Origin of the sequence: Pontibacter roseus DSM 17521 (assembly GCF_000373265.1) — a bacterium.
Lineage (GTDB): Bacteria > Bacteroidota > Bacteroidia > Cytophagales > Hymenobacteraceae > Pontibacter > Pontibacter roseus.
In genome coordinates, this window is record NZ_KB890761.1 from 1,376,298 (window position 1) to 1,400,409 (window position 24,112).

20 protein-coding genes and 1 tRNA gene are annotated in these 24,112 nt (G+C 52.0%); 14 read left to right on the forward strand and 7 right to left on the reverse strand.

The annotated features are described in order from the left end of the window. Window positions 1-19: 19 nt before the first annotated feature. The 6 genes from B051_RS0106320 to B051_RS0106345 all read left to right on the forward strand — a co-directional run bounded on the left by B051_RS0106320 (window position 20) and on the right by B051_RS0106345 (window position 9,147). A complete protein-coding gene (locus B051_RS0106320) occupies window positions 20-289 on the forward strand; it encodes a hypothetical protein (RefSeq protein ID WP_157578542.1) in 270 nt (89 codons plus the stop codon). Next, complete coding sequence (locus B051_RS20985; protein WP_026236223.1) at window positions 273-659, forward strand: DUF983 domain-containing protein; 387 nt, start codon at window positions 273-275, stop codon at window positions 657-659. The genes B051_RS0106320 and B051_RS20985 overlap by 17 nt, the downstream gene beginning before the upstream one ends. A 135-nt stretch (window positions 660-794) precedes the next feature. Then, complete coding sequence (locus tag B051_RS0106330; RefSeq protein ID WP_018477344.1) at window positions 795-4,430, forward strand: ATP-binding protein; 3,636 nt, start codon at window positions 795-797, stop codon at window positions 4,428-4,430. Further along, window positions 4,427-7,909: a hypothetical protein gene (locus tag B051_RS20990; RefSeq protein ID WP_018477345.1), complete on the forward strand. Its 3,483-nt coding sequence runs from the start codon at window positions 4,427-4,429 to the stop codon at window positions 7,907-7,909. Before B051_RS0106330 ends, B051_RS20990 begins: the two co-directional genes overlap by 4 nt. A gap of 179 nt (window positions 7,910-8,088) precedes the next feature. Continuing rightward, window positions 8,089-8,571 carry a hypothetical protein gene (locus B051_RS0106340; RefSeq protein WP_157578544.1) on the forward strand — a complete coding sequence of 161 codons (483 nt, stop codon included), beginning with the start codon at window positions 8,089-8,091 and terminating at the stop codon, window positions 8,569-8,571. 105 nt (window positions 8,572-8,676) lie between these two features. Beyond that, the gene (locus B051_RS0106345) at window positions 8,677-9,147 is read left to right on the forward strand and encodes a YehS family protein (protein WP_018477347.1); all 471 of its coding nucleotides are present in this window, start codon (window positions 8,677-8,679) and stop codon (window positions 9,145-9,147) included. Window positions 9,148-9,334: 187 nt separating this feature from the next. On the opposite strand, the gene rfaD is transcribed toward B051_RS0106345, so the two are convergent. After that, entirely contained in the window at window positions 9,335-10,300 is a 966-nt protein-coding gene (rfaD, locus tag B051_RS0106350) for an ADP-glyceromanno-heptose 6-epimerase (RefSeq protein ID WP_018477348.1), read from the reverse strand. Between the two features lie 110 nt (window positions 10,301-10,410). On the opposite strand from rfaD, the gene B051_RS0106355 reads away from it, so the two are divergent. The 4 genes from B051_RS0106355 (at window position 10,411) to lpxB (ending at window position 13,929) form a co-directional block, all read left to right on the forward strand. Continuing rightward, complete coding sequence (locus B051_RS0106355; RefSeq protein ID WP_018477349.1) at window positions 10,411-11,307, forward strand: ABC transporter substrate-binding protein; 897 nt, start codon at window positions 10,411-10,413, stop codon at window positions 11,305-11,307. Next, window positions 11,304-12,311 (forward strand): FecCD family ABC transporter permease, encoded by a 1,008-nt coding sequence (locus B051_RS0106360; RefSeq protein WP_018477350.1) that lies wholly within the window; start codon window positions 11,304-11,306, stop codon window positions 12,309-12,311. The genes B051_RS0106355 and B051_RS0106360 overlap by 4 nt, the downstream gene beginning before the upstream one ends. Window position 12,312: 1 nt before the next feature. Then, on the forward strand, window positions 12,313-12,729 hold the full coding sequence (locus tag B051_RS0106365; RefSeq protein ID WP_018477351.1) for a 6-pyruvoyl trahydropterin synthase family protein: 417 nt from the start codon (window positions 12,313-12,315) through the stop codon (window positions 12,727-12,729). Between the two features lie 84 nt (window positions 12,730-12,813). Beyond that, on the forward strand, window positions 12,814-13,929 hold the full coding sequence (lpxB, locus tag B051_RS0106370; protein ID WP_018477352.1) for a lipid-A-disaccharide synthase: 1,116 nt from the start codon (window positions 12,814-12,816) through the stop codon (window positions 13,927-13,929). 251 nt (window positions 13,930-14,180) lie between these two features. Here the strand turns inward: lpxB and B051_RS22685 are convergent, their stop codons facing one another. From B051_RS22685 to B051_RS0106400, 5 genes are all read right to left on the reverse strand, one after another. Continuing rightward, on the reverse strand, window positions 14,181-14,360 hold the full coding sequence (locus B051_RS22685) for a hypothetical protein (RefSeq protein WP_157578546.1): 180 nt from the start codon (window positions 14,358-14,360) through the stop codon (window positions 14,181-14,183). Window positions 14,361-14,683: 323 nt separating this feature from the next. After that, window positions 14,684-15,907 carry an ATP-dependent Clp protease ATP-binding subunit ClpX gene (gene clpX, locus B051_RS0106380; RefSeq protein WP_018477353.1) on the reverse strand — a complete coding sequence of 408 codons (1,224 nt, stop codon included), beginning with the start codon at window positions 15,905-15,907 and terminating at the stop codon, window positions 14,684-14,686. Between the two features lie 370 nt (window positions 15,908-16,277). Beyond that, complete coding sequence (locus tag B051_RS0106390) at window positions 16,278-16,976, reverse strand: ClpP family protease (protein ID WP_026236224.1); 699 nt, start codon at window positions 16,974-16,976, stop codon at window positions 16,278-16,280. Window positions 16,977-17,063: 87 nt separating this feature from the next. Then, complete coding sequence (gene tig / locus B051_RS0106395) at window positions 17,064-18,386, reverse strand: trigger factor (protein ID WP_018477356.1); 1,323 nt, start codon at window positions 18,384-18,386, stop codon at window positions 17,064-17,066. 76 nt (window positions 18,387-18,462) lie between these two features. Continuing rightward, a tRNA-Leu gene (locus B051_RS0106400) sits at window positions 18,463-18,544 on the reverse strand. 303 nt (window positions 18,545-18,847) lie between these two features. On the opposite strand from B051_RS0106400, the gene B051_RS0106405 reads away from it, so the two are divergent. Genes B051_RS0106405 through B051_RS0106420 form a run of 4 tightly spaced genes read left to right on the forward strand, consistent with a single transcriptional unit; the run spans window position 18,848 to window position 23,193 of the window. Further along, window positions 18,848-21,037, forward strand: coding sequence for a RelA/SpoT family protein (locus B051_RS0106405; protein WP_018477357.1), 2,190 nt, complete (start codon window positions 18,848-18,850; stop codon window positions 21,035-21,037). A gap of 39 nt (window positions 21,038-21,076) precedes the next feature. Beyond that, window positions 21,077-21,577 carry a Fur family transcriptional regulator gene (locus B051_RS0106410; protein WP_018477358.1) on the forward strand — a complete coding sequence of 167 codons (501 nt, stop codon included), beginning with the start codon at window positions 21,077-21,079 and terminating at the stop codon, window positions 21,575-21,577. After that, window positions 21,549-21,899 carry an STAS domain-containing protein gene (locus B051_RS0106415; RefSeq protein WP_018477359.1) on the forward strand — a complete coding sequence of 117 codons (351 nt, stop codon included), beginning with the start codon at window positions 21,549-21,551 and terminating at the stop codon, window positions 21,897-21,899. Before B051_RS0106410 ends, B051_RS0106415 begins: the two co-directional genes overlap by 29 nt. A 7-nt stretch (window positions 21,900-21,906) precedes the next feature. Beyond that, window positions 21,907-23,193, forward strand: a complete 1,287-nt coding sequence (locus B051_RS0106420; RefSeq protein WP_018477360.1) for an adenylosuccinate synthase — start codon at window positions 21,907-21,909, stop codon at window positions 23,191-23,193. A 444-nt stretch (window positions 23,194-23,637) separates the two neighbouring features. Here B051_RS0106420 and B051_RS22690 read toward each other — a convergent pair. After that, on the reverse strand, window positions 23,638-24,112 hold a 475-nt coding region (locus B051_RS22690), incomplete at its 5' end, for a hypothetical protein (protein ID WP_211214309.1).

The following is a 24,112-nucleotide window of genomic DNA, read 5'->3' on the forward strand; positions in this document are numbered from 1 at the left end:
GGAACCTGTTATGAAAGAGATGAAGCAGCGATTATTCAAGATAGTATTCACAGGCCTGATGGTGCTGGTACTGAGCTTTGCCTCCACCAGCGCTTACAGCCAGTGTGCCATGTGCCGTGCCACTGTAGAGTCCAACGTGGGTACAGGCAGCAAAGAACCAGAGTCTAAAGTGGGCTCAGGGCTCAATACAGGTATTCTATACCTGATGCTGATACCTTATGTGCTAGTAGGGACGGTTGGTTTCTTGTGGTACAAGAGCAGCCGCATGAAGAATGCCAAGAACGTCTAGCCTGGAGGCTATTGTTGCCTCCAAGTGCCCGAGGTGCCGCAAAGGAGACGTGTTCTCGCACAGCGCCTATAACTTGAGTAAGTTTGACCACATGCCTGCGCAGTGCCCGGTATGTGGCCTGTACTATGAAGTGGAAGTCGGCTTCTTTTGGGGAGCGATGTACATCAGCTATGGCTTCTCGGTAGGAATCGTGGTGCTGGTGGGTGTGCTGCTTTATTATCTTGCCAACGACCCGCCTATTTGGGTATACCTGGCCGCTGTTACCGCTGTCGTGCTTGTGACTACACCGCTGCTCTTCCGATACGCCCGCGTCCTGATGCTGCATTTATTTTCTGGTGTGAAATTTGACCCTTCTTATTCGCGGGACTAAATCAGTCCCTGAATCTATAGTGCTTGTTCCACGTTTTGTTTAAATTCGTGGATAATCCATGCTGCATTGAATCGGAAGGTTACGCCAATACTATTATTAGCTGCTGCTGTGCTGTGCTTTTTAGCGACAGCTTTTTTGCATTATGGGCTGACCTCTGGCTGGTATACCGCCGACTATGGACGCACTCAGCGCCAGATAGCTGAGAATGTACAGGAAACCATAGTGGATGCACGGCAGGCAGCGGAACACATAGGGGAGCAGTTGCAGAAAGACGAGGTGAGTTTCTCGGCGCTGCTGCAGCAAGCACACTACCCCACGTTTGTCTATAACAGGGGAAGACTGGCTTTCTGGTCAGACCATACGGTTATACCTGACCTGGACCTGCCGCCAACCGCCACCGCCATTACGGCTATCCGCAATAACTACGGCACCTTCATCGTGCTGCCGCATCAGGCAGGGGATTACCACATCTATACCTATATCCCACTGCAGATTGATTACGGGATAAACAACACCTACCTCTCCTCTGGCCTTCAGAAAAACATTTTCGGGACGGCCTCTGTCAAGCTGGTGCTGGAAAGGCCAGGTAGGTTGCCGCAGGTGAAAACCGTGGACAATGGATTCCTTTTTGCACTCGACTTCAGCCGCGACCGTGTTGATTCTGAGTCAGATGACCTGCAGTTGCTGTTGCTGATACTGGGTGCCGTGTTTTTCATTTGGTTCAGTATCTCGCTGAGCAGGCGCCTATTGAACAAAGGCAGGTATAGCCAGGGCATCATCCTTTTGCTCACGCTTCTTTTGAGTTTCAGACTAATGTTGCTGCTACTCAACCTCCCGTTCACCCTGGCCGAAACGGAGCTGTTTGACCCGAGGCTGTACGCCGCCTCCTTCTGGTCTCCTTCCGTGGGGGATTTGGCGCTGAATATGCTCATGCTGCTCACGCTTGCTTGGGCTGCACTATACCTGTTCCACAAGCACCATGTGCTGGCAAGACTCAAGTCCCTGCCGCAACAACGGTCACAGCTGCTGCAGCTTGTAGCCATGCTGGTGTTCTTCGTGCTACTGGGCGTCCTTTTCCGGTTTTACTACGGCATTTACCATAACTCACCCTTGGCCCTTGACATCAGCCAGTCGCTGGAGTTAAGCCGCTACAAGCTGGTTATGTATGGACTCATGTTCGTGCACACGGCAGCGCTAGGGGTGTTTAGTTATATTCTGTCATCGGTGGTGACGGTACTGCTGAAGCAGGAGCATACGCTGTGGCCTTACAAGTTCTTGGCAGGTATAGCCGCGTTGTTGCTGGTGCTGTCACTGGTGGCTGGTCTGCAGTACGTAGGCGTGGTGTTGATTGGCACGCTCTTTTGGCTCATCATCATCGTGACGGCGCAGCACAGGCAGGCCATCAGTTTTCCTTATCGCACCTACCTCTTCGTTTTTCTGATAATCGCGGTTAGCGCCATCACCGGTGCCGTGGCCCTTTATACCCATTACCAAAGCGAGTTACTGGAGTACAAACAGAAGTTCGCCTTCGATTTGATGCAGGAGACGGATGTGCTGGCGGAGTATCTGCTGGAGGAGGACGTGGCGGTGCGGATTTCGGAGGATATTCTGATTCAGTCGAAGATGAAAGGACCGTATGTGGATGCCGCCTTCATCAAACGGAAAATATCCCGGCAGTTTCTGGGCGACTACTTTGACAAATATGAGACCAACATCCTGCTCTTCGACGGGGAAGGCAGGACCTTGGAGAGCGCCGATACCACGGCGGCCACCTTGCAGGAACTCCGCCTGAAATACGATACCCCCCAGACCAGGACAGAATACGAGAACCTGTTCCTGGTGAGCGACCCGCTGCGGCCACATGCCCGGTTTTACCTCAAACTGATAGACGTGCCACTTGGTAGTAGGCTGCACGGCACCATTGTGCTGCAACTGAGCCTAAAGGAGCTGCTGCCCAACAGTGTAGTACCCGAGCTGCTGGCGGATCAGCAGCACCAGCCTTTCCGGGCCGACATTCTGAGTTTTGCCATCTATGACAAGCAAAAGCTCAGCTACAGCGAGGGCGAGTACGACTATGCCACCAACTTCAGGCCGGACCAGATGCAGCGGGCCGAACTGTTCCGGTATGGTATCACCAAAGCAGGTTACCACCACCTGGGTCTGAAAACAGAAACAGGGCAGACGGTCATTATCACGACCATGAAGTATGGCGGGCGCGAAGTTCTGTCTAACTTCTCCTTTCTGTTCCTGGTATTCACGTGCGGATTGATTCTGATGGCCTTGCTGTTCATTCTGGTGCAGCGGCAGCGCCTGCGGGAGTTCAAGCCCAATTTCAGCACCAAGATTCAGCTGTTCCTCAACTTCGGCATCCTGCTGCCGTTGCTGCTGGTGAGCATTGCCACGGCTGGCCTGGTGACGGCCTCCTACAAAAAAGATTTGCTGTCTTCCTACGAGAAGAAAGGGGAGGCCATACAGGAGAACCTGACCAGGCAGAGTACGCTGGACCTGTTGAATGACAAGAACCGGCTGCTGCGTCGGGTGACGTCCATTGCCGCCCTTTCAGAGGCGGATGTGAGTCTGTATGACCGGAACGGACGGCTGCTGGTGACAAGTCAGCCGCTGATTTTTGAGGCGGGCCTGCTCTCCAAACTGGTGAACCCAAATGCCTTTGCGGCCATTTCGGAGCGGCAGGCGCTGCGGGTGCTGCTCGATGAGCAGGCCGGCAATCTCAACTTCAACGCGCTATACCTGCCCCTTCGCCAGGACAATGACCCGGACCAACTGTTGGGTTTCATCGGTATACCTTTCTTTGACTCAGAGCGGCAACTGGACCTCAAGCTGATTGAGCTGATTACCACCACCATGAACATCTTCACGGTGATGTTCATCATGTTTATCATCCTCACATTCTTCGCGTCCCGCGCCCTCACCGTGCCGCTGCGCCTGTTGGCTGAGAAGCTGAAGCATACCTCCCTCACGGGCAAGAACGAGATGCTGGCCTACGAAGGGGCCGATGAGATAGGGATGCTGGTGAACGAGTACAACCGCATGCTGCTGACGCTGGAGCAGAACAAGGTGGAATTGGCCATGCGTGAGAAAGAGGCGGCCTGGCGTGAGATGGCACGCCAGGTGGCCCACGAAATCAAGAACCCGCTTACGCCGATGAAGCTCTCGCTGCAGTATCTGGAGAAGGCCATTGCCGAGAAGAACCCGAACACCGAGCAGCTAATCAGCAAGATATCGCATACGCTCATCACCCAAATCAACATCCTCAGCGACATCGCCACTTCCTTCTCCAACTTCACGTCCATGCCGGAGCCGAAGGCGGAACTGATGGATTTGGGAGCCGCGCTGCGCAAAGCCACTGACCTGCACAACAACCCCGCCACCACAGGCAGCTTGGTGCGGATACCGGAGGAGCCGGTGATGGTGATGGCAGACGAGGCCCTGATGGTGCGCACCTTCAACAACCTGCTGCTGAACGCGATTCAGGCTGTGCCGGCCAGCCGCAAACCGGAACTGAAAGTGAAGCTGAAGGTGGAGCAGGATGGCACTGCGCTGGTTTCCATCACGGACAACGGCAGCGGCATACCTGCCGAGATACGACACAAAGTGTTCATCCCAAATTTCAGTACAAAGTACACGGGGTCCGGTATAGGACTGGCTGTGGCCAAAAAAGGAATAGAAAACGCAGGTGGTCGCATTTGGTTTGTGACAGCGGAGGGAGAGGGGACGACGTTTTATATTGCCTTACCGCTGGCCACGACATGACAAAGGCGCTGCTTATCGGTATGCTGTTGTGGCTGCTGAGCCTGCCGTTGCTTGCCCAGGCGCCTGTCAGCAACCGGCATTGCCGTTGGATACCGGTGACCGCCCAGCCTATGCAACTCGATACGCTGTCCCTTGATGTGGGCTCTATCACCTTCGTTGGCCCCCGCAAAGACCAATTCAAGTTTGACTACAACTACACCACGTCCGAATTCCGGCTGACGGAGTTCCCCGAGCCGCTCTACCAGATTGTCGATACGCTGGGTACGCTGGTGCCCTTGCCGGACTCGGTACAAGTATGCTACCGGGTGCTGCCGCTCAATTTGACCAAGCCTGCCTTCCGGCGGGACATCGGCCAACTGGAGATGAAGTCTTTCCAGAAGGATGTCTACAAAGAGGATTTCGCTGCCAAGGAGGAGATTTTCAGAACACCCGGCCTGAACAAGACAGGCAGCATCTCGCGCGGTATCTCATTTGGCAACACGCAGAACGTGTTCGTGAACTCGGCCCTGAACCTGCAGCTGGACGGCAAGCTGACCGAGGACATCAGCATCACCGCCGCCATCACCGACCAGAACATCCCGTTTCAGCCGGAAGGGAACACGCAGCAGCTGAACGAGTTCGACCGGGTGTACATCACGCTCAAGCACCGGCAATGGCAGCTCTCGGCGGGGGATGTGGTGCTGCGGAACAAGCCCTCGTACTTCATGCAGTTTTACAAGAATGTGCAGGGCGGAGCTTTTGAAACCACCTTTGGCAAGTCGCCGGAACGACTGGGTTCCACCACTGTGGCTGCCTCCGTATCGAAGGGCAAGTTCGCCTCCCAGAACGTGGAGGCATTGGAAGGGGTGCAAGGACCTTACCGCCTGCGCGGACCCAACAACGAGCGTTTCATCATCGTGCTGGCCAACTCGGAAAGAGTGTTTCTGGATGGACGACTACTAACCCGTGGCTATGACTTTGATTATGTGATAGATTATAACCAGGCGGAAATCACCTTCACAACGCGCCATGTCATCACCAAGAACTCCCGCATCAAGGTCGATTTTGAGTACTCGGACCTGAACTACAGCCGCAGCATTTACCACGCCAGCCATTACCAGCAACTGGGCAAGGTGCAGGTATACGCCAATTACTACAACGAGTCCGACAACCCGAGCAACCTGCTACACCTCGACCTGCGGGAGGAGGAAAAGCAACTGTTGGCAGGTATAGGCGACAGCCTGAACATGGCCCTGACATCCGGCGCGGAACAGGTGACCTTCGACCCAACGCAGGTGCTCTATAACCAACGCGATACGCTGGTGAACGAGCAGCCGGAGCGGATTTATGTCTATGCCAGTGAGCCGGATTCGGTGGTGTACAATGTGCGTTTCTCGGAAGTAGGGCAGAACCGGGGCAACTACATTGTCTCTAATAACGCTGTGAATGGGCGGGTATACCAGTGGGTGGCGCCCCTCAATGGCGTGCCACAGGGCAATTATGCACCTGTGCGCATCCTGCCCACTCCTCGCAAGAAGCAGCTGATAACACTGGGTGGCAACTATGAACTGCAGAAGGGCGTGAGTTTCTTCGTGGAAGGAGCCGCCTCACAGAACGACCTCAACCGATTCTCCAGACTAGACGCGCAGGATGATAACGGCGCGGCCATGCGGGTGGGTTATGTGGTGCAGGACCGGGAGCTGCCTTTCCTGGGCAAGTATAAGCTTAACAGCACGCTCAACTACGAGTATACCGATGTCAATTTTGAGCCGATAGACCGCTACCGCCCTATTGAATTTGACCGTGACTGGAGTCTGAACAACCCGGAGCAGAAAGCCGAAGACCACATCTTCAATTTCTCAGTAGGGGCCATGCAGGACGCGCAGAACCTGGTGAACTACCGCATCAGCCGCCGCTCCCGCGAGCAGCAGGTGAATGGCGTGCAGCATTACCTGGATGTGCTCAAGCAGGTGGGCAAGCTGGAGCTGCGCAACAACTTCTTCATGCTCCACAGTGACCAGGAAGACCGGGAATCGGAGTGGTATAGGGGCGATGTGGGGGCCAAGTACAAGCTGGGCAAGCTGGAGCCGGGCTATGTGTACCGCTTCGACAAGAACAAAATCACCGCCATGGGTTCAGATTCCGTGACGGGCTCGGCCATGTATTTTGACGAGCACCTGGTATTTGTGGAGAGCCGCGATACCGCCAGTACCCGCTTCCGGGTAGACTACAGCCACCGCACCGATTTGCGCCCGACGGTAGCCGGCGAACTGGGCGCGCCGGAAGTGGGGCAGACCTACAACGCCATGCTGCAGCGAAGGTATGGCCGCGATAGCGACTTGAACGTGCAGGCGACATACCGCAAACTGAAGTTGGCACAGGGGCTGGACGAGGAGACAGTGCAGTCGCGCATCGACTGGAATACCTCGTTCCTGGAAGGCAGCTTCCGCTCTGAGATGAGTTACTCGGTAGGCACGGGCCGGGAGCTGAAGCGCATTTTCGTGTTCCGGGAGACGCTGCCGGGGCAGGGCACGCACTACCTCCGCGACGAGGGTAATCCCAACGACCTGAATGACTACCTGGAGGCGCAGACTGTGGACCAGCGCAGGTATATCAAGGTGTTCCTGCCGACGGACGAGTACATCAACGCCTATACCAACCGCTTCACCTACCGGCTTACCAGCAACGCACCCCGCAGCTGGCGCAGCGCCAAAGGCTGGAAAGGCTTTGCCGCTAAATTCTCAGCGCTCTCGTTTGTGAGCATCGACAAAAAAACCACCGAAGATGATATCATGAGCCGCTTCAACCCGTTCAGTGAGGATTTTGAGGATGAGTTTCTGATATCGCTGATAAAGTCGCTGCGCAATACGGTGTACTTTAACCGGAGCAACCCGAAGTATGGCTTGGAGTACACAGTGCAACAGAACCAACAGAAATCGTTGTTGGCCAACGGCACCGAGACCCGCAGCGTGGGCAGTCACCAGCTGATAGGTCGGCTCAACCTGAACGAGGTGCTGAGTTCACGAATGAGCATTGCCCAAAACATCCGCGACAACCGCTCCAATTTCTTGAGCTCCAAAAATTTCAGCATCGTGTCGCAGGAGCTGACGCCGGAGCTGGCCTACCAGCCTAACACCAAGCTTCGCTTCACGGGCACCTACCAATTGGCACTGCGTGAGGACAAGCTCTCACCCGCCGATGCGGAGCAGCAGGCCACCTTCCATGAGCTGGGGCTAGAGACGAAGCTAAGCCAGGTGAGCAAGCGCACCGTGTCCGGCATCATACGCTACGTGAACATCGAGTTCAAGGGGGATGAAACTTCGTACGTCGGGTACGAAATCCTGAATGCCCTGCGCCCCGGCAACAACCTCACCTGGTCTTTCAACGTGCAGCAGCGCCTGAGCAACGGCCTCAACATCTCCCTCAACTACGACGGCCGTAAGGCGAATAGCGTAGGAGCGGTTCATACCGGCAGGACGCAGGTTTCAGTGTTGTTTTAGAGAGGTGCTGTACTACATAGTAGATTCTTAAAGAGTATATATAGCAATGAGTGTATGCTTTTTGGTAAATTGTAAAAGAGTAGCAAAGACCATCAAATAGTGTACTATTTTGATTCCACGTGTAATGCCAGTAACCGCATCAACTCCTTATAATCATTAGTTACCTGATATTAAAAAATATGAGAATAGTTTACCCTCTATTTTTAATGGTCGCTTTTACTTCCTGTAATTCCGCAGATTCTGTAGAAAATAACAGTATTTCGAAAGAATTTAATTTTAAGGATGAAAACTATAAAGCTTTCCCCGAGCTAGGTAGTATGGGAAATTCTGTAGTAGAGAACAATACTGTGCAAAATGGGGGAATTTATAGATTGAAGTTATTTATCGAAAATCATAAGGCGCTATACAATTCAGATAGTGTAAAGCCGATTTTTAAATTCCACGAAGGAGGTTCTATCTCCTCGTCAAGACTTTATGATAGTGACAAAGTTGTCGCTGGAATCCAAGACACAGCATTCATTAAGTTTGTCGCAAATGACGAGAATCTTAAAAAAGGAGAGGTCACTAAAAAGAAATGGCATGGTTTGATAATCATACCACGCCCTGGAGAAAAGGATGCTGTGTTTGCTGTAGAACGTGAATACCTAATTCAGCAAAAATAACTTCAGATAACATGATGTAAGCGCCAGTTCGGACAGTGGCCTCTCCGAAGCTTACACGAGTACCGTTAAGGCAGTATTTATAAAGAAATTATTCAAAGTATAAACATGAACAACAACGATATTTTACGCCGGCTCCGCTATACCTTCGATTTCAACGACTCTAAGCTGATGGAGCTTTTTAAGTCTGGGGGGGAGCAGGTAACCCGTGCAGGAATCATAGAGTGGATGAAAAAGGAAGATGAGCCCGGGTTTAAGGAAATGAGCGACCTGCACCTAGCTGCTTTTCTCAATGGTTTTATTAACGAAAAACGCGGCAAGAAGGAAGGGCAGCAACCGAAGCCCGAAAATAAACTGAATAACAACATGATACTTCGTAAGCTCAAAATTGCCCTAAACCTGATAGACGAGGACATCCTGGATATTCTGGAGCTGGTAAATTTCCGGCTAAGCAAGCACGAACTCAGCGCCTTTTTTCGCAAACCCGACCACCAGCATTACCGCCCCCTTCAAGACCAGATTCTGCGCAACTTCCTGCACGGCTTGCAACTAAAGCATAAACCCGAATCAGGAAAATAGGGTTGTTTTAAAACCCGCAAACTGCACGTAGCTTGGTAGAAGCTTAACCCTGTTCAACCGTAACCCTTGCTACGCTTCAGGCTTTGGCTACACCACACCCTTAGAACACTAAAGCAGCAACGCCCTGCCTACTTAAATAGACAGGGCGTTGCTATACTTGCTGAATCTTCAGCAAAGTAATTCCTTCCTAGTAATACTTCCCCTCCATCAGGTAATTCTGCACATAATCCTGCACGCCTTCCTCCAGGGTATAGAATTCGCGGTTGTAGCCGATGGAGCGGAGTTTGTCCATGTTGGCTTCGGTGAAGTACTGGTAGGTGTCACGGATGCTTTCGGGAGTGTCCACAAAATCAATTTCAGGAGTAATGCCCATGGCCTCAAACGTGTTCAGGGCCAGCGCCATGAAGGTGCGGGCTTTGCCGGAGCCGAGGTTGTAGATGCCGGAATTCTTGCGGTGCTGCATCAGGAACATGCATACCTCCACCACGTCCTTCACATACACGAAGTCGCGCATCTGCTCGCCGTCGGCATAATCCGGGTTGTGGGAGCGGAACAGCGTCAGGCTGCCTTTCTCCTTTATCTGGTTGTAGGCATGGAATATCACCGAGGCCATACGGCCTTTGTGGTACTCGTTGGGGCCATACACGTTGAAGAACTTGAGGCCGGCCCAGAAAAAGGGCTTCGCCGTCTGCTCTAGCGCCCACTTGTCGAAGTCGTTCTTGGAGTCGCCATAAGGGTTGAGCGGCTTCAGCAAAGGTATAGTCGCTTCGTTGTCATCGTAGCCAAGCATACCGGAGCCGTAGGTAGCCGCCGAGGAGGCGTATACCAGCGGAATCTGGTATTCGCAGCAGGCGTTCCATACCTGCTTAGAGTAGTTCAGGTTGAGCAGGTCGAACACATCCTTGTTGAACTCGGTGGTATCGGTGCGCGCGCCCAGGTGGAAGATGAACTCCACTTCCTCGTAGTTGTCCTCCAGCCACTCCATGAAACCGGTACGGTCTACGTACTCCTTTATCTTCTTCCCTTTGAGATTGTCTTCTTTTTTGGCGACGGAGAAGTTGTCCACCACCACGATATCATTGAAATTAGCTGCATTGAGGCTGTTCACGAGGCAGCTCGCAATAAAGCCGGCAGCACCAGTTACGACGATCATAATTCAGATTTATAGGCTGTCATGTAATATTGCGTTAAATTTACGAAAATTAATGGAGCAGGCTGCGTCGTCGGACGCGCCGCTCCCCCAATCTGAAACGAAGCTATACCTTGCACCCATTCCTGAACCGGCTTTCTGTTGCTTTTTTCCTGCTCATCGCCCTGGCCTGCAGCCCCGACAAGCGGCAGCCGACAGGGGAGGAGCGCGTATGGCAGGATGGGCTAGGCCGTGAGGTGCGCCTGCCGCAGCAACCCAGGCGCGTGATGGCCTTCGCCTCCTCCATGACGGAGATGCTCTTTGCCGTCTGCGATACGGCCAACATCGTGGGTCGCACTCCGCAATGTGATTATCCGGCGGGCGTGTATAGCAAACCCATCGTGAACAACTACCCCGTGGACTACGAGCAGGTACTGGCCCTGAAGCCGGACCTGGTCTTCACCGTGGAAGGTATAACGCCGCTGGATGTGGCGGCGCGGCTGGAGGAATTGGGCATACCGGTCTACTACCAGAAATACCGCAGCGTGGAAGACATCTTCAAAGGCATTGAGGACATCGGCCGCATCATGGGGCGGGAGCAGCAGGCCAACCACCTGGCTGATTCACTCCGGAAGCAAGTAAAGGCCATTGAACAAAGGTATAACCAGCAGGCGCAGAAGCAGCGGGTGCTGACCATCACCTGGAGCGACCCCATCTACGTCTACGGGCAGAACACCATCCTCACCGACCAGCTGCGCATACTCGGCGCCGAGAACGCCGTGCAGGAAGTCTTCGACCAGCCTTACCCGGCGCTCACCCGCGAGTATGTGCTGAAACTCAACCCGGATGTGCTCCTGGGCGGAAGCCCGGAACGCCTGGAGAAGGAATTCTTCAGCCTGTATCCGGAGCTGCGCAAGATTGCCGCCTACCATAATAAGCGGATTTATGCGCCCACCGGCAACCTGATAGAGCGCCCCGGCCCCCGGGTGGTGGAGTCAATCGTTGAACTCGAAGGCTTCCTATACCCATGAGTAGGGCACTATATTTTGTAGTGGCCTTGCTGCTCATCCTGGCGACGCTGGTGCTGGGCCTGCAGGTAGGCTCCTTTGAGGCTGACTTGGCTACGGTCGCGAATGCCTTCCTGAATTACGACCCAGATAACACCACACATTATGCTATCGTGCACCTGCGGCTTCCCCGGCTCTTGCTGGCACTGGTGGTAGGGGCGTCGCTGGCCTTCTGCGGTTACCTCATGCAGGCCATGGTCAACAACGGGCTGGCCGATCCCTACCTGTTGGGCACGGCTTCGGGTGCCTCTTTGGGGGCAGTGGTGGTTTTCTTTGGTTTTGTGGAGATGACGGTGGCCGGCATCTATATGCCGCCGGTGTTCGCACTCATGGGCGCTTTCGTCGTGACGCTGGTCGTGGTCATGCTCGGATACCGCAAGCGGCAGCTTATACCTGCGCAACTGCTGCTGGCAGGTATAGCCATCAGCTCGCTGGTGACAGCCATCGTAGGGCTGCTCACCTTTCTGTCTGATTCGGAGGGAAAGCTCAAGTCGGTCATCTTCTGGTCGATGGGGAGCTTTGAGCGGGCCAGCTGGTCGCTGCTGCCATACCCTACTACGGCTTTGCTTATCGCGCTTTTCCTGTTCGCCTTCCTGCAGAAGCAGCTCAATATTCTATTGCTGGGTGCCGATCGGGCGCAGGCGCTGGGCGTGCAGGTGGTACAGACGCGCTGGGCCATTCTGGCCACGGTCTCCATCGTCACAGGCTTTGCCGTGGCTACCTCCGGCCCAATCGGTTTTGTAGGCCTGATTATACCGCACGTCACGCGCGGGCTGCTGGGCACCACGGGTAGGAGCAACCTGCTCTTCTGCGCCTTTGTGGGCGGCTTTTTCATGCTGCTCTGTGATTTGCTTTCCCGCTTGCTGTATCCGCCGGCGGGGCTGCCAATTGGAATCATTACTTCGTTCTTTGGTGTTCCTTTCTTCGTATATTTGCTGTCTCGAAAGAACTATAAGTTTAGCAGTTAGAATGATTTACGTAAGCAGGTTAGAGCATTTCAATGCAGCCCACAAGCTGCACAACCCGAACTGGTCGTTGGCGAAGAATAAGGAGGTGTTCGGGCCATGTGCGAATACCAACTGGCATGGGCACAATTATGAGCTAATCGTGACCGTAAAAGGCAATCCAGACCCGGACACGGGCTTTGTGATTGACCTCAAGAAACTGAGTACCCTCATCCGCAAGAACATCATCGAGAAGGTAGACCACAAAAACCTCAACCTCGACGTGGCTTTCATGGAAGACAAACTGGCCAGCACCGAGAACCTGGTGGTGGAGTTCTGGAAAATCCTGGAGCCCAAAATCGCTGAAATTTCCAGCGCCAAGCTGCATAGCCTGAAATTATATGAGACGCCGCGTAACTACGTGGAGTACTTTGGCGAATAAGCAACTATAGCTATTAAGCTATACCTTCTGGTTGCTTTCCACATTGCCTGCCTCTTCAGGTAGCCCCAAACGAATACGCATTACATGAGATATTACATTATAGCCGGTGAGCGCTCAGGAGACCTGCACGCTTCCAACCTCATCAAACAGCTTCGGAAGCAAGACCCGGAGGCTGAGATTAGAGGGTGGGGAGGCGATATGATGCAGGAGGCTGGTATGCACCTGGTGAAGCATTACCAGGAAATGGCCTTCATGGGCTTTGCGGAGGCTGCCGCCAACTTCTTCAAGATTCTGGGCTTCCTGCGCGAGTGCAAATCAGACATCGCCGCCTTCAAACCCGATGTGGTGATACTGGTGGACTATGCTGGTTTCAACATGCGCGTCGCCAGCTATGCCAAAGAGCGCGGCCTGAAGGTGTTCTACTACATTTCCCCGAAGCTGTGGGCCTGGAACCAGGGACGCGTGCACAAAATCAAAAAACTGGTGGACCGCATGTTCGTCATCATGCCGTTTGAGGAGGATTTCTACGCCCGATTCGACTACAAAGTGGATTACATCGGCAACCCGGTGTCCGATTCCGTGAACGACCACGTCGTCACGCCCGACTTCCGGAACCGCAACAGGCTTCTCAACAATAAACCCATCATTGCCATACTTCCCGGCAGCCGCAAGCAGGAAATTGAGAGCATGTTGCATGTGATGCTAAGCGTGCTGCCCTCTTTCCGCGACTACCAGTTCGTAGTGGCAGGTGTGTCCAACTTCTCCAAGGAATATTACGAGCAGTACAACAAGGACTCCAACATCAAAATCATCTACGACCAGACATACGACCTACTCGCCCACGCGAAGGCCGCCCTGGTTACCTCCGGCACGGCCACGCTGGAGACGGCGCTGTTTGACGTGCCGCAGGTGGTCTGCTACAAGACGAGCTCCATCTCCTACGCTATAGGCAAGCGGGTCATCAAAGTGCCCTACATCTCGCTGGTGAACTTGATAGCTGACAAACCCATTGTAACAGAGCTCATTCAAGACGATTTCACGCCAAAGAAGATTGTAGCGGAGCTCAAGAACATCCTGTTCGACAATTACGCCATTAAGAAGCAGAAAGAAGGCTATGCACTGGTGAAGCAGAAAATAGGCGAGCACCGCACCGCCGAGCGCGCCGCGGAGTTAATGGTAGGGTACTTGAGGCAGGGGTAAACAGGTATAGCTAGTGAAGTCGAGCTATACCTATACCTAATTCTGCTTCGTTGCTGCTGTTTTAGCCATTTGCTCGCTGACTTTTTGTATAGCTTCGCCTGTGCGGCGGGCGCTTACTTTTCTCCTTGATGAAAAAAATAAGCAAAAAAATCAAGACGCTCCCTTCTCGAGGGCCCCTACCCCCACTCGCTGACCGCTCGAATAGCGGAGCGCCATTGGGTGCACTTGGCTCAGTCTATACCTTCGTAGCATCAGTGCAGGAATGTCTTGCTATACCTGGCGGCTATACCTATACCTGGTCCTTGCCTGCCATACCTGCTCACGCTAAAGTTATTCCCCCTCTCGTTTCTGTCATTCCGACGAAAGGAGGAATCTGTTACGCTGCCCGCCGCCGGTGCTAGCGCAGCGGGAACGGGCGGTGAGACATGCAAGTACGTTTATACCTGGCGCTGTCCTCGGTATCCTTCCTCACTTTCCTCAGAAAAGCCGCATCCACACTGGCGCTGGATTTGCGGCAAGAAAGGCATAAGATTTCTCCTTTCGTCGAAATGACAAATTAGTATTTTGTATCTGCGGGACTCGTGCAGGATTGTTCCCCTTCAAAGGGGTAGGGGGAAGACACTCTTTCCCGAATCCCCTTCGAAGGGGCGAGAGTGAGCTCAGGGAAGTAGCATAAAAAAACTGACCGCTATCAAAAGCAAAAAGCCTCAGCTGCTAGCAGCTGAGGCTTTTATTTTAGTGTGTGTCACAACACTTAAGCAACCCGAAGCTGCTTTAGCGTAGACTTGTCAAATTTCTCGCGGGCGTAGTCACCGGTAATCACTAGTTCTTTTGTTCCCTCTTCAGACGGCAGTTCAAACATCGCATCCGTCATGATGCCTTCACAGATGGAGCGCAGGCCACGGGCACCCAATTTGTACTCAGCCGCTTTCTCTACAATATAGTCCAGCGCGTCGCTGTCAAATGAGAGCGTGATGTTTTCCATCTCGAACAGGCGTTTGTACTGCTTCACGATAGAGTTCTTCGGCTCCAGCAGAATTAGGCGCAGCGTCTCTTTGTCGAGTGGGTCGAGGTGCGTCAGTACAGGCAGTCGGCCAATCAACTCAGGTATAAGACCGAAGTTTTTCAAATCCTGAGCTGTCAGGTACTTCAGGAAGTTCTCTTTCTCCTCTGCATCATCCTGCTTCGACTTAGAGAAACCGATAGGACGCGTGTTCAGGCGGTTCTTGATGAGCCTGTCTATACCTACGAAAGCGCCGCCGCAAATGAAGAGGATGTTCTCTGTGTTCACGGTAATCATCTTCTGCTCCGGGTGCTTGCGTCCGCCTTGCGGTGGTACATTTACCACAGTGCCTTCCAGCAGTTTCAATAGTGCCTGCTGCACACCTTCACCGCTCACGTCGCGGGTGATAGAAGGGTTATCGCTCTTGCGGGCGATTTTGTCAATCTCGTCAATATAAACGATGCCCCGCTCTGCAGACTCTACATTGTAGTCAGCGGCCTGTAGCAGGCGCGTCAGGATGCTTTCTACGTCTTCGCCTACGTAACCTGCTTCTGTCAGTACGGTGGCGTCAGCGATGCAGAAAGGAACCTGTAGGATACCGGCCATCATGCGGGCTAAGTACGTTTTGCCTGTGCCTGTCTCACCTACCATGATGATGTTTGACTTTTCAATCACCACATCGTCCTCGTTGGTGCGTTGCATCAGGCGCTTGTAGTGGTTGTACACCGCCACTGACATCACCTTCTTCGCCTCGTCCTGGCCTACCACAAACTGGTCCAGGTACTCCTTCATCTGCTTCGGCTTCATCAGGTTGAACTTAGGCGTGCGGCTATTAGCGCGTATCTTGTTCTCTTCGTTGAGGATTTGCTGGGCCTGGCCGATGCAACGGTCACAGATGTGAGCGTTGATACCGGATATCATCACCGATACGTCTTTCTTGTTTTTGCCGCAGAAGGAGCAAGTTATTTCAGCCATAAAAAGTTTGTTCAGAAGATTTTTAGACCTTCATCAGGTCTTGCACGAAGGCAAAGGTACAAAATTGAAATATTATTGGAGCACAAATTATTGTGCAGGAATGTTGATATGATTATAAAAAGTACCCATAAATTCAAAAATAACTATTCGTATATCTTGATTTATAATGTTGTTAATCAGCTTATTACAAACAAAAGGAATCCACATCTGCCTGTTGATAAATTCTTGTACGAATTCCGCCACTTGCCAGATGCCACAGGATAGGTGCAATTTTATCTTGTCATAGAAAACAACGACACCCGCCTCAGTTGCTTGGGGCGGGTGTCGCATACCTTGGATTTGGTCAATTTAAAGTGCTGTTAATCAGACACTACTCTTTCTTGCGGTGTAGCACTTCGTCTATCAGGCCGTACTCTTTCGCTTCCTCTGCCTTCATCCAATAGTCGCGGTCAGAGTTGTCGTAGATATCCTGATACGACTTGCCGGAATGCTCCGCCAGAATTTCATACAGCTCCTTCTTCAGCTTCAGAATCTCACGTGCCGTGATTTCGATATCAGAAGCCTGGCCTTGTGTGCCGCCCATTGGCTGGTGAATCATCACCCGTGCGTGCGGCAGGGCCGAGCGTTTGTTCTTGGCGCCTCCGGCCAGTAGTACCGCACCCATCGAGGCAGCCAAACCTGTACAGATAGTGGCCACGTCCGGGTTCACGTACTGCATGGTGTCATAAATGCCAAGGCCAGCGTATACCGAGCCACCCGGGCTGTTGATGTACAGCAGGATGTCCTTCTTGGCGTCGGCTGACTCCAGGAACAGCAGCTGTGCCGTGATGATGTTGGCTATGAAATCATCTACCTGTGTGCCCAGGAAAATAATGCGGTCCATGATAAGGCGGGAGAACACGTCAATCTCACGGAAGTTCGTGGGACGTTCCTCAATCACAGAGCGTGTCATGCTTTCGATGGTATGCATGGCTCGGCCTTCTACATGGCTAATATATTGGTCTACGCCCAGGCCACTCATGCCTTGGCCCTTTACGGCAAATTTCCGGAACTCGTCTTTGTTAAACATCATCTTGTTTAGATTTACGGTTTGGTCAAAAATAAAAAAGTCCTTTAAAAAATAAAGGACTTTTTAAGTAAAATATAATCTACTTCCCTAGAAGGAAAGGTTCTTGAAGTCCTCTGCAGAGATTGTCTTCTCTACAACAGTCATTTTCTCTTTCAGTTTAGCGAGCACCTTCTCGGCCAGCAGCTGCTCGTACTCATTGATGTAGTTACGGCCATTGTCCTGGCTTAGGTACTGGTTTGCGTAGTTATTCATGCTCTCCACCAGTTCTTCTGGTATTTCCGGCATGTTGAACTGCGCCAGCATCTTCTCCTTAGTGGCATCCACAACCTCTTCGTTGGTCACTTTCAGCTCGTTCTCCTCAACCACCTTGTTCTTAATCATAGACCACTTCAGCTCGCGAAGATACTTGTCAAAGTTCTCCTCAATCTGCTCTGTGGTCAGTCGGCCTTCGTTAGTCACCTGCAACCAGCGCTTGAAGAACTCGGTAGGGAGTTCCACGTCCACGTTGTCTACCAGTGTATCGATGATGTTGCGGCTCAGTAGGTTGTCAGCCTCACGGTCATAGTTCTCCTTGATGGTCTCACGGATTTTGGAGTCGAACTCATCTTCTGTAGTTACGACATCTTTACCGAAAAGCTTGTCAAAAAGTTCTTGGTTCAGTTCGGCCGGCTCCGTGCGGTTGATTTTCTCCACAGTGAATTCAAACTCGCCGTTCAGGTCAGCTACCACGTCTTTGCTCAGACCAGTAACGTGTGCCAGCGCGCTGTTGTCATCACCAAATGCCTGACGGATGTCAAAACGAATAGTGTCACCGGCCTTTACGCCTACAAACTGCTCTTTTCCTGCCACCACACGGTTGGTAGGTATAAGCGTCTTGGATTCAAAATCGCCTTCCACCTGCTTCAGGTCACCGTAGATGAAGTCGCCTTCCTCTGATGCCTCTGGGTTGGTAGTTTTGCCGAACTGGCGCTTCAGGTTCTCGTAAGCCTCGTCAATCGTAGCCTGGTCTACTTCAATGGTGTATCCCTCTACGCTTTTATCCAACGGGAGGTTGATTTCAGGAAGCAGTCCAACTGCATAGTTGAATTCAAACTGCTTCTGGTTATCCCAGTCAATAGACTCCTGGTTAGGGTCTGGAAGGGGCTCGCCCAGCAGCTTCACATCGTTTGTCTTGATGTAGTTGGAGATTTCCTCCTGCAGAATCTTGTTGATAGACTCTACCAGTATGCTCTTGCCATACATCTTCTTGATAAGGCCGGCAGGCACTTTACCAGGTCTGAAACCCTTAATCTGGGCTTTCTTGCTGTATTCTTTTACTTGCTGGTCAACCTTAGGAGCGTAATCCGCCTCTTCCAGGACTACCTTCAGTTGAGCGTTAGTGCCGTCGGTTTGATTTAATGTAATATTCAAGGCTTACAATAATTTAGTGATGATACATCTAGTAAAAACAAACCCCCAACATGGGCTGTTGAGGGTTCAGTTTGTGTGCGGATGGAGGGACTCGAACCCCCATGCCTCGCAGCGCTAGATCCTAAGTCTAGTGCGTCTACCAATTTCGCCACATCCGCATGTGTGCTTGTTTGTAATGATGGTGCAAATTTACACACGCTATTTTTAAATGCAAGTGGCCTGTCCAAAAAAACGCTAATATTTTTTAATGTGCGGGTAGCAGAAGCCCGCTACGTGACCTTAGCGCCTCAGTATCAATTTATAGCACGATTGCACAGGCCCGGTGTGTATGGAAGCTTATATTCACTTATATTTGAAACTTAAAATGCCGCTGCCTAATTTATACTTATAGATACCAGCATAAGCATAGTTACTGGTTTGGAGAGCCGGAGCGCACTATACTTTTCTACCTGAGCACTAATATGATTGATCCGGAAGCAGAACGCAAAGAGATCTTAAGACACTACCGCCGATTATTAAGGTATGCCAAGCCCTTCCTGAAGGACAACGATGCCAAGATTATCAAAAAAGCTTTCAATACCTCTGTAGAGGCGCACAAGGACATGCGCCGCAAGTCAGGGGAGCCCTACATCCTGCACCCGCTCGCCGTAGCCCAGATAGCAGTAGAGGAGATAGGCTTAGGCACGACCTCCATTGTGGCGGCACTGCTGCACGACGTGGTGGAGGACACGGACATGGAGGTGGACGAGATTGAGCGTGAGTTCGGCCCCAGCGTGGCCCGCATCATCGAAGGGCTCACCAAGATATCAGGCGTATTTGATTACGGTACCTCGCAGCAGGCCGAGAACTTCCGCAAGATGCTGCTCACCCTCTCCGACGACGTACGGGTGATACTCATCAAACTGGCCGACCGCCTGCACAACATGCGTACCCTGGACAGCATGCCGCGCCACAAGCAGCTCAAAATCGCTTCTGAGACCATGTACCTGTACGCGCCGCTGGCCCACCGCCTGGGGCTGTACGCCATCAAGTCGGAGTTGGAGGACCTATACCTGAAGTACACCGATACTGAGACGTACAAGGAAATCTCCACCAAAATCCGCCAGACCCGCACCGCCAGGAGCAAGTTTATCAAAGACTTCATCTCGCCTATTGAGGAGGAGTTGAGGCGCCACGGTTTCAAGTTCAATATCAAGGGCCGGCCAAAATCCATCTACTCTATATTAAAGAAGATAAAGAAGCAGAACATCACCTTTGAGGAGATTTACGACCTCTTCGCTATACGCATTACCCTGGATGTGCCACTGGAGTATGAGAAGGCCGCCTGCTGGCAGGTATACTCTATCATCACGGACTTCTACCAGCCTAACCCGGACCGCCTGCGCGACTGGGTGAACACTCCCAAGGCTAACGGCTACGAGTCGCTCCATACCACCGTGATGAGTAAATCCGGGCAGTGGGTGGAGGTGCAAATCCGCACCGAGCGCATGGACGAGATTGCCGAGCGCGGATATGCCGCCCACTGGAAGTATAAGAGTGATGGAAGTGGCGGGGAGTCTGGCTTGGAGATGTGGATAAACAAGGTGCGCGATATGCTGGAGAACAACACAGCCAACGCCCTCGAGTTCATGGACGAGTTCCGCAAGAACCTGTTCGTGGAGGAGGTCTTCGTGTTCACACCGAAAGGCGAACTGCTCATTTTGCCAGACAAAGCCACTGCTCTGGACTTCGCCTTTGAGATTCACTCACAGATTGGGTTGCAGTGCCTGGGCGCCAAGGTGAACCAGAAACTGGTGCCGTTGAGTTTCCGGCTACGAAACGGAGACCAGGTAGAGATACTCACTTCGCAGAAGCAGAAGCCGAACGAGGAATGGCTGGACTATGTAGTGACGTCTAAGGCCCGTTCCCGCATAAAGGAATACCTGCGGGAGGAGCGCAAGAACAAGTCAGAACAAGGTATGGCGATGCTGGAGAAGCGGCTTGCCCAATTGAACGTGCCTGAGAGCCAGGCGAACCTGAACAAACTGATGGCCTTCTTCAACGTGCCAACGGTTCAGGACCTGCATTACCGCATCGCCACCGGACATATCGACATCAAGAATATCAAGGAGGTTATTTTCACGGCGCAGGCCGAGCGGGGCTCTTCTATGCTGGAGCCGAAGTCCTTTGATAGGGAGGTGCAGAAAATAAGAGGCGTAACATCTGACATGTTGGTCATAGGGGAGAATACCTCCAACATGGCCTATAAAGTGGCTTCCTGTTGCAATCCTATACCTGGCGATGAGGTGTTTGGCTTTGAAACGGAGGAAGATGGTATCGAAATACACCGCACCAACTGCAAGCGAGGTATAGAACTGATGTCCAACTATGGCAACCGCATCATCAAGGCCAAGTGGACCGACCAGAAGGAGCTCGCTTTCCTGGCAGGTATACGTATCAAGGGAACGGACCGTGTCGGTCTTGTTAATGACCTGACGCGCATCATCTCAAACAGCTTGCGCGTGAACATGCGCTCCATCACCATAGATTCGCATGATGGAATCTTTGAGGGCAACATCATGGTTTTTGTAAATGACACCGGCCACCTAGACAAACTGATTCAGCGGATGGGCAAGGTAAACGGCGTGCTGACGGTAGAGCGTTTCGACTAGTCTGCCGCTCACACACTATATATAATAGGAAAAGAAGACATGCTACCAGACCAGATAAATAGAATAGAACAAGTCAAGAAGATATTCACGGCCTACTTGGAAAGCAAGGGTCTCAGGAAGACGCCTGAGCGCTATGCCATCTTGGAGGAGATATATTCCCGTTCCGGGCACTTTGATGTGGAGTCGCTCTACATCAGCATGAAAAACAAGAACTACCGCGTGAGCCGCGCCACGGTATACAACACGCTGGACCTGCTGGTGGAGAACGACCTGGTGAGCAAGCATCAGTTTGGCCGCAACCTGGCGCAGTACGAGAAATCGTACGGTTACCGGCAGCACGACCACGTCATCTGTACCGAGTGCCACAAGGTGGTGGAGTTTTGCGACCCGCGCATTCATAATATACAGACAATGGTGGGCGACCTTCTAAATTTTCATATCTTGCACCATTCCCTAAACCTATACGGCGTTTGCGGCGATTGCCGCGCCCAGAAAGCAACAGAGAAACAGCATGAAGTATCAGACAGAACTGAAGGATGAGGTGCTCTTCATCAGGCTGGAGGGAGACCTTATAGCGGGGCCTGATACGCAACGTATGATTGCCGCCGCAGAGGAGCAGGTGGAGGAGAAGGTGTTGCTTTGCGCCGTGGACCTTTCCAATGTCCGGTTCATGGACAGCAGTGGTATGGGCGTGTTGGTATCGTTGCTGACAAAGTTCCGCAACAGGGGAGGCGAGTTGGTGCTCATCAAGCCATCTGACCACATCCGCAAACTTTTGATTGTTACGAAGCTGAACGCCATTTTTACCATCGCAGAAAATGATAGCTTTGCAGCGCAATTCTTAAAGGAATCAATTTACTAAAGTATAAATGGCAGTTGACATATTAATAGGTCTGCAGTGGGGCGACGAGGGCAAAGGCAAAATCGTCGACGTACTGGCACCTACCTATGACATTGTTGCCCGTTTTCAGGGCGGCCCCAATGCGGGCCACACACTAGAGTTTGAAGGAACCAAGCACGTACTGCACCAGATTCCCTCTGGTATTTTCCACCCCAGCATCCAGAACATTATTGGCAACGGCGTTGTGCTGGACCCAATCGTGTTCCGCATCGAGATGCAGAAACTGCAGGACCGCGGTGTAGACGCAACACAAAATCTGTTCATCTCCAAGAAAGCGGCCCTTATACTTCCCTCCCACAAGCTATTAGACAAAGTCTCCGAAGAGGCCCTTGGCAAAGGGAAAATAGGCTCAACTTTGAAAGGTATAGGGCCTACTTATCAGGATAAAATCGGTAGAGTAGGCTTACGGGTAGGTGATATACTAGCCGATGACTTCAAAGAACGGTACGAAAAGTTGCTGGACCGCCACCGCAAGACGGTAGAATTCTATGGTCATACCTTAGAGTTAGGAGAGCAGGAGCAGGCTTTCTTTGACGCTGTTGACTATCTGCGTACCCTAAAGCTAGTAGATAGCGAGTACATGATTAACAATGCACTCAAGAATGGCAAGCGGATATTGGCAGAGGGAGCGCAAGGCTCCTTATTGGATGTAGACTTTGGAACATATCCTTATGTAACATCTTCTACAACTCTGGTAGCCGGAGCTTGCACTGGTCTTGGTGTGGCGCCTCGTCACATAGGTGAGGTATACGGTATATTCAAAGCATATTGTACGCGTGTGGGCAGTGGTCCCTTCCCAACTGAATTATTGGATGAGGTAGGAGAACAAATAAGACAAGCCGGAAGAGAGTTCGGCTCAACTACAGGCCGACCACGGCGTTGCGGATGGGTAGATTTACCTAGTCTGAAATACTCCATTATGCTGAATGGCGTAACCCAGCTAAATATGATGAAAGCCGATGTGCTTACAGACTTTGATGTAATCAAGGTATGTACACATTACAGGTTGCCATCAGGTGAAATAACAGACCAGTTGCCGCACTCACTGGAGGAAGAAGGTATAGAACCAATATACCAAGAACTCCCAGGCTGGAGAGTGGACTTGAATCAGATAGAGGCTGTGGAGGCGCTTCCTGAAGCATTCAATAAATATATGAGTTTCTTAGAGGAACAGCTGCAAGTACCGATAACCATTGCATCTGTAGGGCCAGATAGGAAGAGTACCCTTAGAAGAGAGAATGTGAAGGTAGTTTAAGCTAACTTTTACTTATTGGAAGGGCTCCGTCTGCTGAAGACGGAGCCCTTTTATTTATCAATAATTAGAAGAGAAAAATTTTCATTTCAGACGGAACTTCAGGTAGCTAATTTTAGGTTAACATCTAGCGCCCAAGGGGGAGCTGCTCAGGTATAGGGATAAGAAATAATTCTTAATAACCCTGGAACTAACAGCATCTTGGTAGCTGTTATACCAAAGCCGTCGAAACAAAGGTAAACATCAGGCGGAGAAGAAAGAAACCCCGAACTTTCTTTTGAAAGAATCCCGCAGCGGCTGAGGGGCTTAGGGGGAACCGCCCCCAGGCGGAGGTGAGAGTTCGTCCCAGGCGCTTGCGGTTGAGGAAACGTTTCCTACCTTTGCACTCCCAACCCGGTCCAACGGGGCGGGGGGAAGGGAGCGAAGCGGCGGCCGGCAGGGCGGCCGTCAGAGGATGAAAGCGAGACCGAAGGCATCTGAACGATTACTGAAAAAAAACTTTGGCCGGGTGCTTGCGGAAACGAAACTTCTGCCTACCTTTGCAGCCCGCTTCAGCAGGAGGCGTTCGGAGGCCTCTTCCTGACAGGGGCGGCCGGAGAAAAAAGAGAGAAAAAGTTTCGCCTGGCTGTTTGCAGGTTCAAAAAGGTTGCTTACCTTTGCAACCCGCTCTGAAACGAAGGTTTCGAAGGGGCCTCCCAGCCAGACGGGCCGGGGAGAAAGAGAAAAAAAAGTCAGTGTTTTTGTTGCAAAGAGGAAAATGTTTCCTACCTTTGCACTCCGCAAACGAGGGCAGCCCGGTTCGGAGACAACGACAACACGAGTGAGTGGCCTGCGGGCCGGCCCTGCAGAAGAGCAGGGCGCAACTGGGAGAGGTAGTCTTCCGGAAAGTTCTTTGAGAGACTGTGAGATAGAAGATAGAAAG